Origin of the sequence: Rhodococcus sp. KBS0724, from assembly GCF_005938745.2 — a bacterium.
GTDB lineage: Bacteria > Actinomycetota > Actinomycetes > Mycobacteriales > Mycobacteriaceae > Rhodococcus_F.
This window is the reverse complement of record NZ_VCBX02000001.1, coordinates 5,457,460-5,475,940: the sequence shown is the minus strand read 5'-3', so window position 1 is coordinate 5,475,940 and position 18,481 is coordinate 5,457,460. Positions and strand designations below refer to the sequence as shown.

Below are 18,481 nucleotides of genomic sequence, written 5' to 3'. Positions count from 1 at the left end.
TTGCGGGCTCTTGTTCGTTCGGCAGCGTCGTTCGGCTCAGCGCGTTCGGCTCAGCGAGCCGGAGACGTCAGCAGTGGGATCAGTAGTTCGTCCGGTGTGAGGGCGCCGTGCTGACCTGGCAGCCCGGCCAAGCCCGATTCCACCGTACGACGCACGACCGCGATGTCGTCCGTGGCGATGGCGATGACGTCGCCGATCCGCCTGTGAAACGCGGAATGCACTGAGGGGCCGAATAATCCGGCCACGATGCCCTCGGCTCGGGTGCCGATCCACATCCGGTCGCCGAGTTCGGCGCGCCAACGTGCGGCCACGTCGGCTGCCGCGCCTTCACGGGTGTGGATGTGCCGGCACCGTGGTTCGCCGGCGAGCGCGAGGACGTCCTTGGACAGGACAGGCGAGTTGTCGTAGTCGATCTTGTTCGCGTCGGTGATCTCCACCATTCCGTGGTCGGCCGTCACGATCAGCGTCACATCCGGACCGAGTGCGGCGGAAAGTTGTTCGACAACACGGTCCACCAGCGACAGTTGCTGGAGCCACGGTTCCGATTCGGGTCCGTACACATGTCCGAGTCCGTCGATCTCGCTGATGTAGCAATACGTGAACGTGCGCTCCGCTGATTTTGCGACGGCAACCGTGCGAGCCACCAGATCGCCGTACGCCTGAATTCCGGCAAAAGCTGCTCCGCGCATGCCCGCGCGAGTGAGTCCGCTGCCGTCGAACTTGGACGGGACAACTGTCGTCACGGTGATGCCTGCGGCCTGTGCCCGGTCGAACGTCGTGGCTTCCGGTTGGAGTACCTCGGGGACTATCGAATCGGCGTACGACTCTTTTTTCCCAGTGGGATGCCACCCGAGCCAGTTGAACACCGAATCGGCTTCTTCGACGTACGACTGATAGCCGGTGATGCCGTGCGCTCCCGACGGGAGGCCGGTTCCCAAGGAGACGATGCTGGTGGCCGTCGTCGTGGGAAATCCGGCGCGGATGGGGGAGCCCACCCACGAGTTCAGATACGGAGCATGCTCGGCATTGCGAGAGAGGAGATTAGCCCCCATGCCGTCGACCAGCAGAATCACCGTTCTCTTGCTGGGTGGCAGATTCAGTCGATTGGCTTCGCCGGCAACTCCCAGCGAGGCGAGAATTGACGGCGCAAGAGTCGACAGTGTCGGTTGCGAGTACACATCGAGGAGAGGTGCGGGGGCGGGCATCCCATGAGATTAGGCGGTGAACGCCCAAAACTGCATACCTTCTGGGCGTGCGTTCACATCGGTGCCCCGCCCCAGCGCGCCTTTTCGGTAGTTGGTGCTACCGGAAAAGGCGCACGGGACTGCAGGCCCTCAGCTCACGATGGTCGAAATACGGAACGCCGCCCCTAGCGGGTCTGCGACACCCGCCAGGCGTCCGAACGGGGTGTCCTCAGGGGCCGCGATGACGCTGCCACCGAACTCGACGACCTTGGCGACCGCGGCATCGGTGTCGTCGGCGCCGAAGTACACCTGCCAGAAGGACGGCACCTCCGTCGGCAGGAACGAACTGGCGTCCATGACACCGGCAACAGTGGCATCGCCCAGCTTGGCCTGTGAATAGCGGAACTCGTCCGTGTCACCCATCGACTCGAACTGCCAGCCGAACACGTCTGTGTAGAACGGCAAGGCCGCCGTGTAGTTCTTCGACATCGTCTCGTGCCATACGGGTGCACCCGGTACTCCGACCGACCCGAAACCTTTGTGCTGATCGGGTTGCCAGATTCCGATCACCGCTCCGGCCGGATCGCCGACAATTGCCATGCTGCCCTGATCGCCGACCTGCATGGACGGCATCATGATCGTGCCGCCGGCAGCTTCGGCTTTGGCGGCAGAGGCGGCCGCGTCGGAGGAGGAGATGTAGGTGGTCCAGACGTTGCCGTACGGATTGCCCTCCTGCTGGGGGCCGAGTCCGGCGATGGGTTGCCCGTCCTTGCTGAAGATCGCGTACCCGCCGTACTGCGGATCGTCGTTACTGTCGACCTGCCAGCCGAACACGTTGGTGTAGAAGTTCTTCGCGACCTCGGTGTCCGAACTGGTGAGGTCGATCCAACAGGGAGTTCCGTCGAGCATGAGTTCCTCCTGTGCGTCGTTGTGGTAGTCGACGCTACCGAAAAGGCTCAACGGACGGCAGGGCCTTCGAGCAGCCGGGCACGCACCTCCGCGTCGGTCGCGCAGTCGATCGCCGTCCACGCCAGCCCCAAAGCGCCGTCCAGTACGGCTTTGTCACCGGTTTCGGAACGGCAGTACGCAGTGAACTCCGGTTGGTGATTGCCGGCGCCGTTGCATTCGATTCCGATGATGGGATGGATGGTCGGGATGCGGTGCGAGACGTTGCCCATGTCCGTGGACCCGGCCGCCGGGCCGTTGTAGTCGAAGAACGTTCGGCCGAGAGCCTCGAGGTTCTCCTGGTACACGGCGCTCAACTGCTGATCCCACCGCGACTCCGCGTACGCGGGCGACGGCGACGTCATCGCGATGTCGCACCCCGTCGCGATGGCGCCGGCGGTGAAGCACTGCTCCACCTTGGACTGGGCGGCCTCGACGCCGCTCAATGTCTCGGCCCGGACAGCGTATGTCCCGTGCGAACTACCGGGAATGACATTGGGCGCGACTCCGGCATCGCTGACGTAGCCGTGCACTTGAACGTCCCTCGGAAGGTGCTGTCGCAGTAGGCCGATACTCACCTGAGCGACAGTGAACGCGTCGGCCGCATTGACGGCACCCACGGCAAACGACGCGTGCGACGACACTCCCGTGTATTCGACGTCGAGGTGCGAGATGGCAAGCATGTTGGGTGCGCGCAGGTCGCCGGCGCCGGGGTGCACCATCATGGCGCAGTGCAGTGAATCGAAGATACCCTCCTCGAGCATCACGACCTTTCCACCGCCGCCCTCTTCCGCGGGAGTGCCGAAGACAGCCACGGTGATTCCCAGTTCGTCGGCCAACGGCGCGAGGATCAATCCCGCAGTCACCGCGGCAGCGGCGATGATGTTGTGCCCGCACGCATGTCCGATGTCCGGGAGTGCGTCGTACTCGGCAAACAATCCGATCACGAGTTCGCCACTGCCGTACGTAGCGGCGAGCGCGGTCGGCAGTCCGGCAACACCACGCTCGACCGCAAAACCGGCACCCTCGAGCATGTCCGCGACGGCGGCCGACGCGTTGTGCTCGGCAAACGCGAGTTCGGGGTTTTCGTGGATCTGGTGACTCAGTGCCAGCGCGGCATCGGCGATGGTGTCGAGGTGCTTGGCCGCGAGATCTTTTGTCGTCATCGTCTGAGCGTGCGTTCGCGCTGGGATCTACGGGCCAGAATGCAGCATTTGTGCACTAGTTTATTTAATCATGCAGGATTCGATAATTCTGGACGAGATCGATCTGCGAATCGTCCACGCGATGCAGGTACAACCGCGCGCTCCGTGGGCGTTGATCGGCCATGTTGTGGGGGTTGATCCGGTGACCGCTACGCGTCGGTGGACATCACTCACCGATTCGGGAACTGCCTGGATAGCGGCGTATCCAGCCGCCGACACGGGATCGGTGTTGGCATTCCTCGACGTCCGGTGTGCACCGCGATCACGCCAACAGATCGTCGACCGACTCGCGGCGCAGACGCATGTGATGAGCGTGAACGTGCATTCGGGTGGTTGCGTGGTCATGGCGGAAGCATTGTTCGACGGCACCACCGCGCTGGCTCGGTACGCACTCGACGATCTGCAACGTCAGGACGGGGTGACCGACGTCGTGGTGCACCCTGTCACCAGGGTGTTCACCGAGGGAAGTCGTTGGCGGCTGGGCACTCTCGAACCATCCGGAGTTCGGACGTTGCGCGAATCCGGGGTGGCTCCGCCGCCGCTCGGGCGCAGGCATCCGTTGGACAGCGCAACGGTCGCCGTGATCGATGTTCTCGGACGCAAACCGCGGGTATCGGTGACCGAACTGGCTCACGAACTGGGGATCAGTGCGTCGACGGCGCGTCGACGGCTGGGCCGGGCCCTGTCGCAGCACACCCTGTTGCGTTGTGAATTGGCACGATTCGCGACGGGGCGGCCGATTCGGGTGCTGTTCACCGCCAGGATTCCCGTACTCGACGTCGAGCGCGTCGCACGAATCCTGAGGTCCCGGACCGAGATTCGTCTTGTTGTCACCGTCGCGGGCCCGGACAATCTGTTCTTCACCGGGTGGTTGCGATCGCTGACGGAGATCGCGGCGCTCGAGATGGAGCTGGCCACTCGGGCGCCGACTCTGACTGTGGTGGACCGGCGAATCGTGCTCGACACACCAAAACTGATGGGACACTTGCTCGATCGGGACGGCAGATCCACCGGTGTGATTCCGGTGGGTGTCAGGTCGTGATCAGGTCTGTGTGCGACAGCCACGCCAGGACGTGACGGTTGAACTCGTCGGGCAATTCCAGTTGGGGAGTGTGCCCGGTGTCGCCGAGAATAATCGTGGTCCAGTGCGGGTGTGCTGCGGCGGCAGAACGCGCGGCAGCTACCGAAACGAGGCGATCACACTCGCCGTGCAAGAGGAGAGTGGGGGCACTGATGTCGCGCAACGCTTTTCGGTACTTCTGGGGGCGGGCCAAAACGGTGAGCAGTGATCGCGCGGCTTGCAGGAAGTCCGCATCCTGAGTGGAAAAGCCGCGCCGGATCTTTGCCAGCGCCGCGCCCGCGGCAATGACCTCGGAGTCGGCACGGGTGGGGTCCACGAAGCAGAGGTTGGTCATCTGCGCCGCGAGTTGCTCGTCCGTCAACTTTCGTCGGCCCAGACTCATTGCCTGTTCCCCGAGATAGGGCAGCGCGTAGACGAGGAATTGGGCAGCGACAACCGGGTCGGGGATCCGAATTGGTAGCGGCAGCGCCGGGTCGACCAATACCAGGCCGGCCACTGAATCAGGGCGGGCGTCGGTAGCGAGGGCAGAAACCATTCCGCCCATCGAGTTTCCGAACAGAATGACCGGTTTCCCAACGACGGTGTCGATAAACCGGTTCAGGAGTGCGGTATTCGAGTGAACGTGAGTGGTGCGGCCGTGGGCCTGCGTCAGGCCGAAGCCGGGCAGATCCACCGCGTAGACACGTGTGTGTTTTGCCAGCGTGGGCGCCACCCGGACCCAGTTCAGATGTGAGCCGCCAAGTCCGTGGACGAGGACGATAGGTGGAGTGGTGTCGTTCGGGTCTTCGGGTCCCCCGAAGTTCACCCAGTGCACGTCTCCGTCGAGGTCGGCGATGTTGCTGATTCCGCCCCAAGGGGCACTGAGCGCAGCATCGGCGTCTTCCAGGGCGAAGCGGGGCGAGGTCATCTCTCCAGAATGCACGCTATTTGTCGATTGCGTGAGTGATCTGTGCCGTCGATCACGCAGTGCGTTGCGGCAGTGTTGAGCACATTTGTTCTATTGAGCTGTGGCAGAGACAGTTTCGCAGTTGTCCGGTTTGTACGATCCCGTTCGGGTACTTGCCATCGAAGCTGCAGCGTCAGGCATACTGGCAGCCATGTGGTGGATAGTCGGTTTAATCATTCTGACTGTCCTGAGTCTGTCGTCCGCTTTGGTGGCATTTGTATTTCACCGATCAACGGCTGAGGACAGGACATTGCTGGGTGATTCAAGCAAAAGCAAAGCCGAACGGCCCTGAACCGGTGATCGGTCCAGGGCCGTTCGCAGTTCTGTCATTCTCAGTCTGTCATCCCCAGCGAGACTGTCCGCCATCGAGCGGGATCGTTGCACCGGTCAGGTAGCCGGCATCGGGTCCGACGAGGAATGCGACGGCAGTACCGATGTCGTTTTCGCAGTCACCGATGCGACGCATCGGAATGCTGGCCACAAACGCCGCTGCTTCCTCGGGGCGGGCGTCGGCCCAGCGTTGCAATCCGGGCGACGACGCGTGCGGCGCGACAGCAAGGACACGAATCCCGTCGACGCCCCACTCGCATGCTGCTGCTCGCGTCAGCGCCCGCACGGACTCCTTGACGGCCGCGTAGCCGCCGTAGCCGCTGGCGTCCCAACGAACGGCCACCGAGCTGACCATGTTGATGATCGCGCCGCCGCCGCGAGCCTTCATCGACGGGTAGCACGCCTGCATCGTGCGCAGCGTTGCGACGGGCCCGGACTCGAGTCCGGCAGCCAGCTTCTCCGGCGTCAGATCCAGAATGTTGCCCAAGGGGTTCAGGCTCGCATTGTTGACGAGGATGTCGACTCCGCCGAACAGTTCGACGGTTCGGTCAACAGCTGCGGTGATGGAGTCTCCGTCGCTGACATCTGCCAACACGGGTTCAGCGCGGCCGCCACGATCGACGATTTCCTTGCATGTGTCCACAAGCTTCGATTCGGTGCGACCGACGACGGCGATGTGCGCGCCTTCCTTGGCCAGGGCAAATGCGACTCCTTGCCCAACACCTTGGCCGGCGCCTGTGATGAGCGCCACTTTCCCGTCCAATTTGCCCACAGCTGTTCTCCTGCTCGTCATTTAGCGGTCCCCGAATGGTTGCCTCCCCCGCGCAGTATTTCTCCTGGCTTCTTACTGGTCGGGATGTGATCTATATCCCACTCAGTGGAACCGCTTTTAATATCGGCCGTCTTACAGCTAATGTGAGCGCGGTTACACACCCGGCGCGAGGCACGCGCACACATTCCATGATGAGGAGCTAGACATGGCAACCACAGGCAGCATTGATCCCGACACCGCAAAGTTGCTCGGCGACTTGGCTAAGTACGCTTCGCCCATCGCAGGCCTCATCGGCGGCGTCGGCGCGATCCTCGGCCTCGCCGGACTGATCAACGCCGGCACCGGCTCCTGATCTGTTCTGATCTGAATCTCCGGCCCGCGAACTGGTAACAGTTCGCGGGCCGGAGGTCTATCAATAGAGTCGATATCTGTGTCTTGCAGACACATTCATTGGATGTGAGCCTGCGGAACCCTCAGGCTCTCGGCAGTGTCCGGCCGCGTGTGGTTCTTCTTCGGTGTCAGGTCGAGGACGGCTTCGCTGCCGCGGTAGTGATGGAACCGGAAGAGTGAGCGGTCTGGCGTCATGCGGCTGTCGTTCCCTGTGGTCTTCCAGTACCAGTGAATGTCGGCTTCGAGGACCTCTGACAGGCGAACGATATTCTTGCAGCCGTACTCTTGCAGCCCTTGGCATTTGATGCCCTGCAGTTCGCGGGGTTGCCCGCCGCTGGTCCACCGTGATTCGTAGACCAGTGCGTCGAGTTGGATTCGGTGGCAGTCCTGTTCCGATGCAGTGTGCAGTAGGTCGTCCCAGTCCAATCCCGGTGCGTGCTGGAGATATTCGTCGGCGTCGATGAAGGCGCTCCACGAGACGGTGCTGCGGAATCGCGTGATGTAGTCGACGTATGCCTCTACCTGGCCGTGCACGATCCGGCCTTCCTCATCTCGGGGTTGCCACTCGATGAGCGTGACCGGGAGTCCGTGCAGTTCGCGGCGAAAAGCTTCCTGAACGTCACTGTCGGAGAGTGTTTCGGTGTAGGCGCCGTAGGAATTTCCGCGCTTGTCGACGCTTCCTCCATGCCACCGGTTCAGGCTGAACGCGCTGCTGCGCCGCGAGGATCCCACAGAGCCGGTGTTGTCGTACAACACGACGTCCCAGCCCTGTTCGATGTGGTGCACGCACCAATCGCGGATGAAGGGCAGGTGTTCGCGGGGGAGAAGGACAGCGACAACGGTGCGGACCTTGTTACTGGAACTGTGCTCCGTGGCCATGGGGACACAATATGCGGCGGACGCATCCAACGAACACCAAATCGTTGACATAATGGTAATTCTGTCTCATAGTCGAGGCATGACGTCATCTGTGTCACACTTGCCACGGTTTGTTCCGTCGACCGGGGAATCCTGGCGATCGCCCTGGGCGATGTACGACGCGTTGCGTGAATACGACCCCGTGCATCACGTTGTCCCCGAGGTGTCCGGGGACGACTATTGGGTTCTCACGCGCCACGAGGACGTATACAACGCAGCGCGGGACTACCAGACGTACTCGTCCGCCAAGGGGCTGACCACCGTCTACGGTGAGCTGGAACAGATAGGCATGCAGGACAATCCGCCATTTGTGATGCAGGATCCGCCGGCTCAGTCGGAGTTCCGCCGCATGGTGTCCAAGGGATTCACTCCCCGTCAGGTATCTGCCGTCGAGCCGATGGTTCGCGAGTTTGTCGTCGAGCGAATCGAATCGTTGAAAGCTCGCGGCAGCGGCGACATCGTCGTCGAACTTTTCAAGCCACTGCCGTCGATGGTTGTTGCGCACTATCTAGGAGTGCCGGAATCCGATCGCGACCAGTTCGACGGGTGGACCGAGGCGATCGTCGCTGCCAATTCGGCCGGGGGTGCGCTCGCCGCAGCAACAACGGCGCAGGCCGCGACCGGTGAGTTGATGATGTACTTCGCGTCGTTGGTCGAGCGTCGCAAGGTGGAACCGGGCGACGATACGATTTCACACCTCCTGGCGGCAGGACTCGGAGAGGAGGGGGACATCAGTGGTTTGCTGTCGATCCTGGGATTTGCGTTCACGATGGTGGCAGGTGGAAACGACACCACAACAGGGATGTTGGGCGGTTCGGTGGCGATGCTGACCGAGCGTAGAGATCAGCGTCAACTCTTGATCGATGATCCGGAACTGATCACCGACGCGGTGGAGGAACTATTGCGACTCACCTCGCCGGTGCAGGGTCTTGCCCGTACCGTCACCCGCGATGTGAGCCTGGGCGGCAAGACTATTCCCGCGGGACGCAAGGTGCTGTTGATGTACGGCGCTGCCAATCGCGACCCGTCGAAGTACGGCCAGGACGCCGGCGAACTCGACGTGCTGCGCAAACCACAGAAGATCTTGACGTTCAGTCACGGCGCACATCACTGTCTGGGGGCGTCGGCTGCTCGCATGCAGGCACGAGTTGCGTTGGAAGAGTTACTGGCTCGCATCCCTGACTTTCACGTCGACATCGACGCGATGACGTACGCACCGGGAAACTACGTGCGCCGTCCGCTGACTGCTCCGCTGTCGGTGAACGCGTCGTGAGTAACGACTGGCTGGGGGACGGGCGGGCCCTCGCTGCCGCTGAGAAGATCCTCGACAGCGCGGGGCTGTTGTTTGTCGAGAAGGGCGTGGGCGCGGTGGGAATGGCGGAGATAGCCTCTGCTGCAGGCTGTTCCCGGGCCACTCTGTACCGTTATTTCGAGAACCGGCAGTCGCTGCACGTTGCCTTTGTTCACCGCGAGGCGCGCAAGCTGGGAGCCGAAATTGCCACAACTGTTGCGCCGATCGCTGATCCGCGGGAGCGCCTCGAAACGGCGATCCTCTCAGCGGTCTCCGCGGTGCGCAATACCCCGACGCTGGCAGTGTGGTTTTTGCCAGGGGACGCCAGTCTGGCCGGTGAGCTGGCAAATTCGTCAGAGGTCATCAACGGTCTGGGGGCCGCGTTCCTCGGCAGCAGCGCAGACGAGGCTCAGGCGAAGTGGACGGTGCGCGTCATTCTCTCGCTCCTCATGGTGCCCGGCGTCGACGCACGCGACGAACGGGCGCTGGTGAAGGCATTTGTCGCCGGAGTCCTGGTTCAGGCCTAGGAATCGGATTCAGTTGCGGCACTGGATTTCTCGGGCCACCTTGTTGCCGGTCAATGCCGCGGCCAGGATCAGAGCAGTCACTGCAGCAAACACCACTACGGCCACCGCGGCAGAAGCGGCGGTCCCGACACCGACGGTGCTGCCGACAACAACCTGAACAGCGATGCCGGCCAGCGCAACCCACGTTGCGCGGCGCAGTCCCGGGCGGGCGGCCTGATGGGACCGTTGCCAGGCTTCGGGGCTCGACATGGTGGCTTTGGTGCGTATTCCCATCACGGAGTTCGGCTCGTCGCCGGGAAACCTGACGATCAGCGATGTAACTGCTACCAGCATTACGGTGCCGATGGACAAACCGAGTACGAGACCGATCAGATCTCGAGATTGCGACATCCCATTCACTCGAAGCGTGAGGGATCTCCGCCGCCGACGCGTACAACCTCCGGTGCGCCGGAGGAGAAGTCGACAACAGTGGTGGGTTCGGTGCCACAATCGCCGGAGTCGATGACGGCGTCGAGTTCGTTGTCGAGCTCTTCCTTGATCAGCCAACCATCTGTCATGGGCTCTTCTGCGCCGGGCAATATCAGGGTGCTCGAGAGCAGCGGTTCACCCAGTTCGTGCAGCAAGGCACGCACTACCGGATGGTTGGGGATTCGCACGCCGACGGTTTTCTTCTTCGGATGTGCGAGGCGACGCGGCACTTCCTTGGTCGCGGGCAGAATGAACGTGTATTGGCCTGGTGTGGCGGCCTTTACAGCGCGAAATGCGGCGTTGTTGACATGGACGAAGTGGCCGAGCTGTGAGAAGTCCGCGCACACCAAGGTGAAATGGTGATCGGAGCGCAGCGACCTGATGTCACGAATCCGATCAGCGCCACCGTGGTTGTCCATCCGGCTACCCAGCGCGTAGCAGGAATCCGTCGGGTAGGCGATGAGGGCATCGTCCCGAAGCATTGCGACGATCTGGCTGATCGCACGCGGCTGCGGATCGTGCGGGTGGACATCGAAGTATCTGGCCATACGTCCAGCCTAGTTCAGGGACGCAGTTGTGCCGGGAACTCTGCCGAAATCGGTGCCGCGAGCACTGCCGTCAACTCCTCGGCGTAGGCAAGCTGTTTGCGCAGGTGATTGCAGCTGTCCTCGGCGCGGGTGTGGCAGGCCGAGATGAATTCGGTTGCCGTGGTCCGCGATAGGGGATCAGCGGTGTCGTCGGCCAGAATGGACAAGGATTCGAGAAGTTGTTTCATCTCGTCCAGTGTGAATCCCAGCGGTTTCATCCGCCGGATCACCAGCAGGCGTTCGACGTCGGATTCGGTGTAGAGCCGGAAACCCCCGCCGCTGCGCTCGGACGGTGTCACCAACCCCACGTCGTCGTAGTGGCGAATGGTTTTGATCGACAATTCGGTGCGCTCGGCAACCTGGCCGATCCTCATAGGCTTGTTTTCCATGTCAGTGACCTGCTCCCATCCGGCCCGACAAGTGGACGTGGCGCTCCGCGGATGCCGCGTCCAGGCCGACGATCTCGACGGTCTTGCCACGAGCTGCATATTTCATGGTGATCGCGTCCAGCGTAGCGACGGTGGAGGCGTCCCAGATATGGGCGCCGGAGAGATCGATGATGACGTTCTGCGGGTCGCCGGCGTAGTCGAACTGGTAGATCAGATCATTGCTCGACGCGAAGAACAGTTCGCCGCGCACCGCGTAGACCCGTGTGTTCTCGTCAGGATGCGCAATGTCGACCACCTCGGTCAGATGTGCGACGCGACGGGCGAATATCACCATGGCGGTGATGACTCCGACGATGACGCCGTACGCGAGGTTTTCCGTCGCCACCGTGACGGCGACGGTCACGAGCATGACGATGGTTTCGCCAAGTGGCATGCGCCGCAGAGTTTTAGGGTTGATGCTGTGCCAATCGAGGGTGCCGACGGACACCATGATCATGACTGCGACCAGAACGGCCATGGGGATCAAGGCCACTACATCGCCGAGGCCGACCACCAGGATCAGCAGGAACACTCCGGCCAGGAAGGTGGAAATACGGGTGCGTGCTCCCGAGACTTTGACGTTGATCATGGTTTGTCCGATCATCGCGCAACCACCCATGCCGCCGAAGATTCCGGTGACGATGTTGGCGACTCCCTGCCCCCACCCCTCGCGAGTCTTGTTCGAATGGGTATCGGTGATGTCGTCGACAAGCTTTGCAGTCATCAATGATTCGAGAAGCCCGACCAAGGCCATGGCCAGAGCAAACGGCGCGATGATCGAGAGCGTGTGCACGGTCAGGGGGACGTCGGGGAACATCAAGGTCGGCAGGCTCGACGGAAGTTCGCCCTCGTCACCGACATCGGGGACGTCGAACGAGAAGACGGCGGTGATGGCGGTCAGCACGACGATGGCCACCAGCGGCGCCGGGACAGCAGTGGTCAGCTTGGGGAGGAATATCAGAATCAGCATGGCGCACACAAGAAGTGGATAGACCAGCCACGGCACACCGATCAGGTGGGGGATTTGGGTGATGAAGATCAGGATCGCGAGCGCGTTGACAAATCCCACCATCACGCTGCGCGGAATGAACCGCATCAGTTTTGCCACACCGAGCAGACTCAGCACGATTTGAAGGACTCCGGCCAGCAGGACGGTGGCAATGAGGTAATCGATGCCGTAGTCCCGGGTCAAGGGCGCTACCACCAGTGCAACTGCGCCCGTGGCTGCCGAGATCATCGCCGGACGGCCGCCGACAATCGCGATGGTGACGGCCATGGTGAACGACGCGAACAGACCCACCCGCGGATCCACACCGGCGATGATCGAAAACGAAATCGCCTCGGGGATAAGTGCCAGGGCAACAACGAGGCCGCCGAGCACTTCGGTTTTGAGACGCCGGGGTGAGCGCAGCGCAGACCGTACACTGCCGTCGTCCGTGGTCGCGTCGAGTGTGGTTGCAGTCATCAGAGTTCCGTCCTTCCGAGATCGTCAGACCCTACCCTCCCGGGAGGGGAGAGTGTGAATCCGCTCGTCAGGACCGGGTTGCCGTGCGAGTATCGAACGATGAGCAAAGGAACCGTCTCGATCTGGAAGGCCGAGCAAGGTTGGGGCGTGATCGAATCCGCTGATACGCCCGGCGGCTGCTGGGCCTTCTACTCCCATGTGTGGGCCGACGCGATGCCCGAGCTGAAGCCTGGCCATTCGCGCATGATCCGCGGCGGCAACAGGGAACTGATTGTCGGCGAGACCGTCGACTTCACGTGGGAGATCACGGAGCAGGACGGCTACTCCTACCGGGCGATCAGTGTCACGCCGCAGCGGGAGCATCCTCGGTGGACGATCGAGGACACTCCCGGCTGAGTCTTACTTCTCGCAGGCCACGCCGTCGCCGTCGCCGTCGAGATGTGCACCGTATCCGGGGTCACCGATACGCACGGGAGCTGCGCCGGCAGCCTTGGCCGCGGCGCAGTTCTTGAACGGTGTTGTCACACCCGCTGCCGGAGCCGAGGTCACAACCGGCAGGGATGTGACGAGGGGCGGGGAGGTGACGGCCGGCTGCTGGGTCGACGCAGTTCCCTTGCAGTCCTGGAGGATTCCGGCGATGGTGTCGTGCTCGGCCTGGGTCACCCACAGTCCGTACGCGGCTTTGACTTCGACCTGCGCGGCGACGTACTGGCAGCGGTAGCCCCGGTTGGGCGGCAGCCACGACGAGGCGTCGGAATCGGATTTCTGCTGGTTGGCGGGACCGTCGACGGCTCGCAGGTTGCGCGGGTCGTTGGCGAGGTTGGTGCGCGTCTGCGTGTCGAGTTGTTGAGCGCCCTTCTGCCAGGCGTCGGACAGCGCTACGACGTGGTCGATCTGGACTGCCGATGACGTGTCCTGACCACGAGTGAAGGCAATCGTGGTGTTGGTGTACTGGTCATTGAGCGTTCCGGTCGCCACCGTGCACCGGTTGCCGTCCTTGAACGTGATGTCGGTCAGATCGCGGGCCAGGATGTCGTTACGGGTGTCGCAGCCGTTGTGGCCGAACTCGACGTCGACGTCGTCGGTCCAGGCTGCGCCGAACAGCGCGCGGTCGTATCCGGTTTTGGGTGCGCGACCCTTGATTGGAATCTGCGCCAACAGTGCGGAAGCGGCGGAGACAGCAGCATTGTCGCTCGTGAGGGCCGACGAGCTGGTCGTAACGCCGGAGCCGATACCTGAACCGAGACTACCGGTTTCGACTTCGGCGGCGGACGAGTTGGAGCATCCACCGAGGACCAGTGCGGCAACGAAGCCGATCGAAACGGCTGCGGTGCTGCGCCTGCTGATTGCCGTGCGTGACATGTGACGAGAGCTCATTTCTTTAAGAGACGAACTACAAGTATGTCATTCGCGACATTTCGGTCTGAAGCGGACGAAGTGGACCGAAACCGACCGAGCGAACGTACCTTTCGTCGCCTTGGATGCGCCGAAAGGTACGTTCGCTCGGGAAAATGGAGGAAGTTTGTTCAGATCTCGATCTTGGGCGTCTGCTCGCCCAGCTTGTGGCGGGCCAGCGCCAGGTTCGCGCGCGAGCGTTCGAGGACGAGGTACACGAAAAGGGTAGACATTCCGGGCGTCTCGATCACACGGATGAGATGGTACTGGGTGGTCAAGGTGATCAGGATGTCTTCGAGGGTGTCGGTAATTCCCAGGTTACTCATCGTGCGGAGCTTGGCGCGCACAACTTCGGAGTTTCCGGCGCCGGCGTATTCGAGGCTGAAGGACGGGTTGCCCGCCATGCCGAGAACCATGCCGCTGTCGGCGTCGACGACGGCGGCACCGGTGGCACCGTCGATTCGCATCAGTTCGCCGAGGACCTTGTCGATGTTGCTCATTGCTTCTCCTTTGTGGGGTGTGGGATAGGGCGCAGGGGTGCGCTGCGACTCCAGTTGATGCTTCGGCGGTGAAGTCATCGGTACGTTGTTCGGTGGGACGGGAGGGCGGGCCGAATCCGATGCACGAGGGGTTTGTCCAATTGGTGGATTTTGTGAAATAGGTCCGTAATGTGCAGATAGCTGCACATTTATCGTTTCGGCCTCACCGATGCGATCGGCGGTCAGCCACTCGCCCGCGGAACCGGAAAGCGGTGGCGAAGCCAACGTCGGAGATTCGAGTGGCGGCGGCTGCAGTTGTGGATAGACCGGGGAAGTCAGTGGGCGTTTGTATGGAATGGGCTGGCCTTCCGCATCGGACACATTCGAGAACCACACGGCATACCCAGGGTCTTCGCGATCGAGGCTCTGCTCACGATCATCGTCTTCTTCTCGGGCTCCGCGCCGGCGAAACAGTCCCATAAGCTTCTACCCCTTTTGAGACGAATCTCTGACAATTTTTCCCGCCCGAATCGAGTGGGAGACTGCGGAGAACCAACCCCTAGTTACCATGCAGCTACGTAAGGCTATCATGGCTACGTGCTCAGGGCCGGGAGTCTGTGGGTCGGGCTCCTGGTCTGCTCTGGCATTCTGAGGAGATGAAGAAAACGATTGTCGGGTTCATCGGAGCCTGTTCATTGATGGCGCTGGTGGCTTGCGGTTCCGATGGCGGGACACCGACCGAAGTGGGGACTCTGACGTCCACCGCGCCGGCAACTACTACCGACGGCACTGCTGACGAGGGCACCGCTACCGAGGGCACCCCAGCGGCGGGGCTTCCGCGCACCTACGAGCAAGCCTGTAACGACGTCCTCAAGTTCCTCGACGGATACCAGCAGGCGATCGACGAATCAGGCGACGACATCGGACTGACTCGTGAGTCGCTGGCGAACGACATGCTGACGTCGATCCAGGCTTACCCCGAATGGTCGACGCTCTCTGCCGACGAGCAGGCCGAGGTGACGCGCGGATTCAGTGCGGCCGTTGCAGGAAGCTGCTGACGGGTTTCAGAACAGAGACTCTTGAATTGCGACGCCAGGAGAGTCGAAGTTGCCCACCGTGACGGTACGTCCGACCAGTGCCGAGATGTCTGCGACAAAGCGAGGGGATTCCGGGTCGGTATCGGTACGGAACAGCGCCACCGGCCCGGTCAGGCCTTCGAGATACAGAGAGTGCTCACCCGAGTCGAAGGCGTGGGGATACATCAGCGCCGGGGTGGCGTCGAAAACGATCTGCGAGCAGGCCGGTGGCGTCCATACCTCGGGCTGTTCGAAAATCTCGATGCCGTCGATTCCGGATCCGATGTAGGACAACTCTTCTCGGTTCGAGATGACGAACTGCTGCAACTCGTTGCGCAACTCGGCGGTGTCGGTTCTGCTCGTCAGTGCTTCGAGTTTGCGTGATGTACGGATCGCCTGGCTCAGGTGAAACTGCCTCGACACGTCAGCTTCCAGAGTTCGGATGTTGTAGCCGTCCGTCGAACCGGCGACGTACACGGCGGCTGCGGCGCCTTGCTCCGCGACGCGCGGGTACTTGCGGAACTGCGACGCCGTCCCCACTTTCATCCGGCCACCCGCGAAGATGTCGATGTACAGCCATTGCGGCTGGGTGAGATAGGTGCGCACATTCGGGTGAATGTGCGCACCGTTCACATGAGCCTGGTGAACGCTCGTGAATCCTTCGCGATTTCTGCACCGGTCACATTGGCGCCCGCTGGTCACCTTCGCGCCCCGATCGCACGGAAGGTAACCGGGGCCGTCTGCCGTCATGTCGCGCCACCCGAGGCACCGCCGACCCCGTCGCTCGTCCACGGAAAACCGGAATACCGACGTGTGGGTGATGAACGTGGCATCGCCGGTTGTGTCGTCGACGAGGCGGATACGTGGAGCTGCCGGATCCGACCATTCGATACCGCGCACGAGCAAGGTCATGATGGAAGTGCCGGTCCCTTTTCTCGGATGTATGAGGAACCTCCGATATTAGTGCGTCAGCTGCCGGGCAACCCGGGGTAGTAGGTGCCGGCCGACCAACCGCCGTCGACGGCCAACTCGGCTCCGGACATGTAACTGGCGTCGTCGCTGGCAGCGAAGGCCGTTACCCGGGCGACCTCGTCGGGGAGCCCGATTCGCCGCAGCGGAACCTGACCGTACGGCTTTTGCAGGTCGTCGCCCGTGCGTCCCAGCGGATTGCCCAGTTGGGTGTCGACGCCACCGGGATGCACCGAGCAGACGCGGATGCCCGACGGCCCGAGTTCCAGCGCTTGCGTCTTGGTGAGTCCGCGGACCGCCCATTTGCTGGCGGTGTACGCGCTCAGGCCGTTCACACCGCGCAGGCCGTCGACGGACGAAATGTTGACGATCACGCCGCGCGCGGCTTTCTTCATGACGGGCACAACGGTCTTGGCGCCCAGCATCGCACCGATGACGTTGACCGAGAACAACTTTTCGACGGCCGTGACGTCGATGTCCTCGACGGCCGCGAAGGCAAGCATGCCCGCATTGTTGATCAGGACGTCCACGGTGCCGAACCGGGAGGTCGTGGCCTCGACGAGGCTCACCCAATCGGATTCGCTGCTGACGTCGAGATGGTGGAAGACACCGCCGATATCGGCAGCGACTGCGGCGCCCTTCTCGTCGAGCACGTCCCCGATGACAACCGTCGCGCCTTCCGCTGCGAGGAGTCGGGCGGTCGCTTCTCCCATTCCCTGAGAACCGCCGGTGATGATGGCCACCTTGCCTACAAATCTGTTCATGTCCCGATTCTGTGGTGTTGCTGTGCCGCCGTATCGGCTAGTCCCGCTGGTCGGAAATGTCCCGATGACGTGCGACTGACCTCGGGTCCGCTTGTGATCGCCTAGGCTCGTGGCATGGCTATTGTCTGGACAGTTCCGCGTGGTATCAGCCCCACCCTGCTCGTAGCACCGTTGATCAAGGAGTTTCTCGCCGAGGGCGAAGGCACCCTCGACTCGAGGCTCGGTGCAGTCGGCATCGTGTGTGCCTCGCTCGAGAAGCAGGTCGGTCGCACGTTCACGTCGATCAGTTCGGCGTCGGCCGCCATCTTCTCGGGAGCCGCAGCGTCGACGAGTGTGCCGGACGCGCTTCGTCTAGCGGTGATGCGGACGCTGTCCACTGAGGTGCTCGTCCGTAAGCCGGCTCCGCAACCGTTTTCCGAGAAGGTCGGAAAGCGCTTGGGAGAGTATGTATTCGCTTTGCGTGACCCGCGCAACAATCAGGTGTTCCATGTCGGTCGCGGCACCGGAAACCAGGTATTCGCTTCGGTTTTCGAGGCACTCGGTGAACTCGACAACCTCGAAGGCGCCTCCGGCCCAACGGAGACGCCGGGAGTGACCGCGGCAAAGATTTCACGTATCCGCGAGATCTACGACGCCGGTTCCGCAGTCGAGCACTACGTTCTCCTGCGCAGCGTGTCCGGTGCCGATGCGCCCGGCACGGCCGACGCGGTGGTCAGTGGCATCGTCGAGGCACTTCGGATCAGCGAGGCCGGGGATACCCTGACCAACCTTGCAGGGGAGGTCACGGACAAGGATCTGCGGGCAACCCGCGTCGAGGAACTCGCCCTGCGCTATTCCGCCGATCCGGCACCGGAACTGCCGACACCTAGTGTGGTGCTGCATGTTCCGGGTTCTTCTCGCGCCGGCGCCACCGCAGAAGAGATCTACGAACTCGCCAGGGCGGAATGGGCTGCCGGTGCTGCAGTGCGTGCCGAAGCCGGGATTCCCGTACTCGTCTTTGCCGACAGCATCATTCGTGGCGCTTTCCGCGCTCAGTCGTGGGAGGTGTCCACTCGCAACGCCGACGGCAGCATGCTGTGGCGCTTCACCGGTGACGTCGACGACGAACTGGCGGCCAAGTATGTCGGTACCGAAATCACACCGCACAACGTCGGACTCAAGAAGTGGCCGGTCAGCGGTTGGGTCACGCGTCTGACCACCGCTCGCCCCGGTGCGGCGATGCCGGGTCCGCGCAAGAAGTGAGAACTGGTTGGGCTCCGGA

General features: G+C 62.4%; 21 protein-coding genes. 7 read left to right on the top strand and 14 right to left on the bottom strand.

The features are described 5' to 3' along the window. Positions 1 to 50 precede the first annotated feature (50 nt). The 3 genes from FFI94_RS25035 to FFI94_RS25025 form a co-directional block, all read right to left on the bottom strand. On the bottom strand, positions 51 to 1,205 hold the full coding sequence (locus tag FFI94_RS25035) for an alkaline phosphatase family protein (protein ID WP_138870193.1): 1,155 nt from the start codon (positions 1,203 to 1,205) through the stop codon (positions 51 to 53). A gap of 129 nt (positions 1,206 to 1,334) precedes the next feature. Then, positions 1,335 to 2,093 (bottom strand): VOC family protein, encoded by a 759-nt coding sequence (locus FFI94_RS25030; protein ID WP_138873396.1) that lies wholly within the window; start codon positions 2,091 to 2,093, stop codon positions 1,335 to 1,337. Positions 2,094 to 2,140: 47 nt separating this feature from the next. Beyond that, a complete protein-coding gene (locus tag FFI94_RS25025; protein WP_138870192.1) occupies positions 2,141 to 3,295 on the bottom strand; it encodes a M20 family metallopeptidase in 1,155 nt (384 codons plus the stop codon). A gap of 70 nt (positions 3,296 to 3,365) precedes the next feature. Here FFI94_RS25025 and FFI94_RS25020 point away from each other — a divergent pair, with 70 nt between their 5' ends. Beyond that, entirely contained in the window at positions 3,366 to 4,376 is a 1,011-nt protein-coding gene (locus FFI94_RS25020; RefSeq protein ID WP_138870191.1) for an Lrp/AsnC family transcriptional regulator, read from the top strand. On the opposite strand, the gene FFI94_RS25015 is transcribed toward FFI94_RS25020, so the two are convergent. Further along, entirely contained in the window at positions 4,366 to 5,322 is a 957-nt protein-coding gene (locus tag FFI94_RS25015; protein WP_138870190.1) for an alpha/beta fold hydrolase, read from the bottom strand. The two genes, FFI94_RS25020 and FFI94_RS25015, sit on opposite strands and share 11 nt — an antisense overlap. Before the next feature lie 379 nt (positions 5,323 to 5,701). Then, on the bottom strand, positions 5,702 to 6,463 hold the full coding sequence (locus FFI94_RS25005; protein ID WP_138870188.1) for an SDR family NAD(P)-dependent oxidoreductase: 762 nt from the start codon (positions 6,461 to 6,463) through the stop codon (positions 5,702 to 5,704). A gap of 205 nt (positions 6,464 to 6,668) precedes the next feature. On the opposite strand from FFI94_RS25005, the gene FFI94_RS33840 reads away from it, so the two are divergent. After that, positions 6,669 to 6,815 carry a hypothetical protein gene (locus tag FFI94_RS33840; protein WP_185993317.1) on the top strand — a complete coding sequence of 49 codons (147 nt, stop codon included), beginning with the start codon at positions 6,669 to 6,671 and terminating at the stop codon, positions 6,813 to 6,815. 95 nt (positions 6,816 to 6,910) lie between these two features. Here FFI94_RS33840 and FFI94_RS25000 read toward each other — a convergent pair whose 3' ends face one another. Further along, a complete protein-coding gene (locus FFI94_RS25000; RefSeq protein WP_138870187.1) occupies positions 6,911 to 7,732 on the bottom strand; it encodes a glycosyltransferase family 92 protein in 822 nt (273 codons plus the stop codon). Between the two features lie 79 nt (positions 7,733 to 7,811). Between FFI94_RS25000 and FFI94_RS24995 the strand changes: the two genes are divergently transcribed. Beyond that, positions 7,812 to 9,044, top strand: a complete 1,233-nt coding sequence (locus FFI94_RS24995) for a cytochrome P450 (RefSeq protein WP_138870186.1) — start codon at positions 7,812 to 7,814, stop codon at positions 9,042 to 9,044. Beyond that, positions 9,041 to 9,589 carry a TetR/AcrR family transcriptional regulator gene (locus FFI94_RS24990; RefSeq protein ID WP_138870185.1) on the top strand — a complete coding sequence of 183 codons (549 nt, stop codon included), beginning with the start codon at positions 9,041 to 9,043 and terminating at the stop codon, positions 9,587 to 9,589. Before FFI94_RS24995 ends, FFI94_RS24990 begins: the two co-directional genes overlap by 4 nt. Positions 9,590 to 9,598: 9 nt before the next feature. Here FFI94_RS24990 and FFI94_RS24985 read toward each other — a convergent pair whose 3' ends face one another. The 4 genes from FFI94_RS24985 to FFI94_RS24970 are packed head-to-tail and all read right to left on the bottom strand — an operon-like array spanning position 9,599 to position 12,537. Beyond that, entirely contained in the window at positions 9,599 to 9,979 is a 381-nt protein-coding gene (locus tag FFI94_RS24985; protein WP_138870184.1) for an SdpI family protein, read from the bottom strand. 5 nt (positions 9,980 to 9,984) lie between these two features. Continuing rightward, on the bottom strand, positions 9,985 to 10,605 hold the full coding sequence (locus FFI94_RS24980) for an L-threonylcarbamoyladenylate synthase (RefSeq protein ID WP_138870183.1): 621 nt from the start codon (positions 10,603 to 10,605) through the stop codon (positions 9,985 to 9,987). A gap of 14 nt (positions 10,606 to 10,619) precedes the next feature. Next, positions 10,620 to 11,033, bottom strand: a complete 414-nt coding sequence (locus FFI94_RS24975; protein ID WP_138870182.1) for a MerR family transcriptional regulator — start codon at positions 11,031 to 11,033, stop codon at positions 10,620 to 10,622. A 1-nt stretch (position 11,034) separates the two neighbouring features. Continuing rightward, entirely contained in the window at positions 11,035 to 12,537 is a 1,503-nt protein-coding gene (locus FFI94_RS24970) for a SulP family inorganic anion transporter (protein ID WP_138870181.1), read from the bottom strand. Between the two features lie 99 nt (positions 12,538 to 12,636). Between FFI94_RS24970 and FFI94_RS24965 the strand changes: the two genes are divergently transcribed. Beyond that, positions 12,637 to 12,933, top strand: coding sequence for a hypothetical protein (locus FFI94_RS24965; protein ID WP_138870180.1), 297 nt, complete (start codon positions 12,637 to 12,639; stop codon positions 12,931 to 12,933). 3 nt (positions 12,934 to 12,936) lie between these two features. Here the strand turns inward: FFI94_RS24965 and FFI94_RS24960 are convergent, their stop codons facing one another. Continuing rightward, the gene (locus FFI94_RS24960; protein WP_138870179.1) at positions 12,937 to 13,899 is read right to left on the bottom strand and encodes a DUF1524 domain-containing protein; all 963 of its coding nucleotides are present in this window, start codon (positions 13,897 to 13,899) and stop codon (positions 12,937 to 12,939) included. A gap of 164 nt (positions 13,900 to 14,063) precedes the next feature. Continuing rightward, entirely contained in the window at positions 14,064 to 14,432 is a 369-nt protein-coding gene (locus FFI94_RS34370; protein WP_260684311.1) for a hypothetical protein, read from the bottom strand. Positions 14,433 to 15,067: 635 nt separating this feature from the next. Here FFI94_RS34370 and FFI94_RS24950 point away from each other — a divergent pair. Beyond that, a complete protein-coding gene (locus FFI94_RS24950; protein ID WP_138870177.1) occupies positions 15,068 to 15,469 on the top strand; it encodes a hypothetical protein in 402 nt (133 codons plus the stop codon). A gap of 6 nt (positions 15,470 to 15,475) precedes the next feature. Here the strand turns inward: FFI94_RS24950 and FFI94_RS24945 are convergent, their stop codons facing one another. Then, complete coding sequence (locus FFI94_RS24945; RefSeq protein ID WP_138870176.1) at positions 15,476 to 16,399, bottom strand: DUF2797 domain-containing protein; 924 nt, start codon at positions 16,397 to 16,399, stop codon at positions 15,476 to 15,478. A 56-nt stretch (positions 16,400 to 16,455) separates the two neighbouring features. After that, a complete protein-coding gene (locus FFI94_RS24940; protein WP_138870175.1) occupies positions 16,456 to 17,220 on the bottom strand; it encodes an SDR family NAD(P)-dependent oxidoreductase in 765 nt (254 codons plus the stop codon). A 114-nt stretch (positions 17,221 to 17,334) separates the two neighbouring features. On the opposite strand from FFI94_RS24940, the gene FFI94_RS24935 reads away from it, so the two are divergent. Next, entirely contained in the window at positions 17,335 to 18,462 is a 1,128-nt protein-coding gene (locus tag FFI94_RS24935) for a GIY-YIG nuclease family protein (protein ID WP_138870174.1), read from the top strand. Positions 18,463 to 18,481 lie beyond the last annotated feature (19 nt).

Bases quoted from the DNA above. Each gene is read 5' to 3' on its own strand.
- FFI94_RS25035 (WP_138870193.1), bottom strand. From the start codon at position 1,205: ATGCCCGCCCCCGCACCTCTCCTCGATGTGTACTCGCAACCGACACTG.
- FFI94_RS25030 (WP_138873396.1), bottom strand. From the start codon at position 2,093: ATGCTCGACGGAACTCCCTGTTGGATCGACCTCACCAGTTCGGACACC.
- FFI94_RS25025 (WP_138870192.1), bottom strand. From the start codon at position 3,295: ATGACGACAAAAGATCTCGCGGCCAAGCACCTCGACACCATCGCCGAT.
- FFI94_RS25020 (WP_138870191.1), top strand. From the start codon at position 3,366: ATGCAGGATTCGATAATTCTGGACGAGATCGATCTGCGAATCGTCCAC.
- FFI94_RS25015 (WP_138870190.1), bottom strand. From the start codon at position 5,322: ATGACCTCGCCCCGCTTCGCCCTGGAAGACGCCGATGCTGCGCTCAGT.
- FFI94_RS33840 (WP_185993317.1), top strand. From the start codon at position 6,669: ATGGCAACCACAGGCAGCATTGATCCCGACACCGCAAAGTTGCTCGGC.
- FFI94_RS25000 (WP_138870187.1), bottom strand. From the start codon at position 7,732: ATGGCCACGGAGCACAGTTCCAGTAACAAGGTCCGCACCGTTGTCGCT.
- FFI94_RS24995 (WP_138870186.1), top strand. From the start codon at position 7,812: ATGACGTCATCTGTGTCACACTTGCCACGGTTTGTTCCGTCGACCGGG.
- FFI94_RS24985 (WP_138870184.1), bottom strand. From the start codon at position 9,979: ATGTCGCAATCTCGAGATCTGATCGGTCTCGTACTCGGTTTGTCCATC.
- FFI94_RS24980 (WP_138870183.1), bottom strand. From the start codon at position 10,605: ATGGCCAGATACTTCGATGTCCACCCGCACGATCCGCAGCCGCGTGCG.
- FFI94_RS24975 (WP_138870182.1), bottom strand. From the start codon at position 11,033: ATGGAAAACAAGCCTATGAGGATCGGCCAGGTTGCCGAGCGCACCGAA.
- FFI94_RS24970 (WP_138870181.1), bottom strand. From the start codon at position 12,537: ATGACTGCAACCACACTCGACGCGACCACGGACGACGGCAGTGTACGG.
- FFI94_RS24965 (WP_138870180.1), top strand. From the start codon at position 12,637: ATGAGCAAAGGAACCGTCTCGATCTGGAAGGCCGAGCAAGGTTGGGGC.
- FFI94_RS24960 (WP_138870179.1), bottom strand. From the start codon at position 13,899: ATGTCACGCACGGCAATCAGCAGGCGCAGCACCGCAGCCGTTTCGATC.
- FFI94_RS34370 (WP_260684311.1), bottom strand. From the start codon at position 14,432: ATGAGCAACATCGACAAGGTCCTCGGCGAACTGATGCGAATCGACGGT.
- FFI94_RS24950 (WP_138870177.1), top strand. From the start codon at position 15,068: ATGAAGAAAACGATTGTCGGGTTCATCGGAGCCTGTTCATTGATGGCG.
- FFI94_RS24945 (WP_138870176.1), bottom strand. From the start codon at position 16,399: ATGACCTTGCTCGTGCGCGGTATCGAATGGTCGGATCCGGCAGCTCCA.
- FFI94_RS24940 (WP_138870175.1), bottom strand. From the start codon at position 17,220: ATGAACAGATTTGTAGGCAAGGTGGCCATCATCACCGGCGGTTCTCAG.
- FFI94_RS24935 (WP_138870174.1), top strand. From the start codon at position 17,335: ATGGCTATTGTCTGGACAGTTCCGCGTGGTATCAGCCCCACCCTGCTC.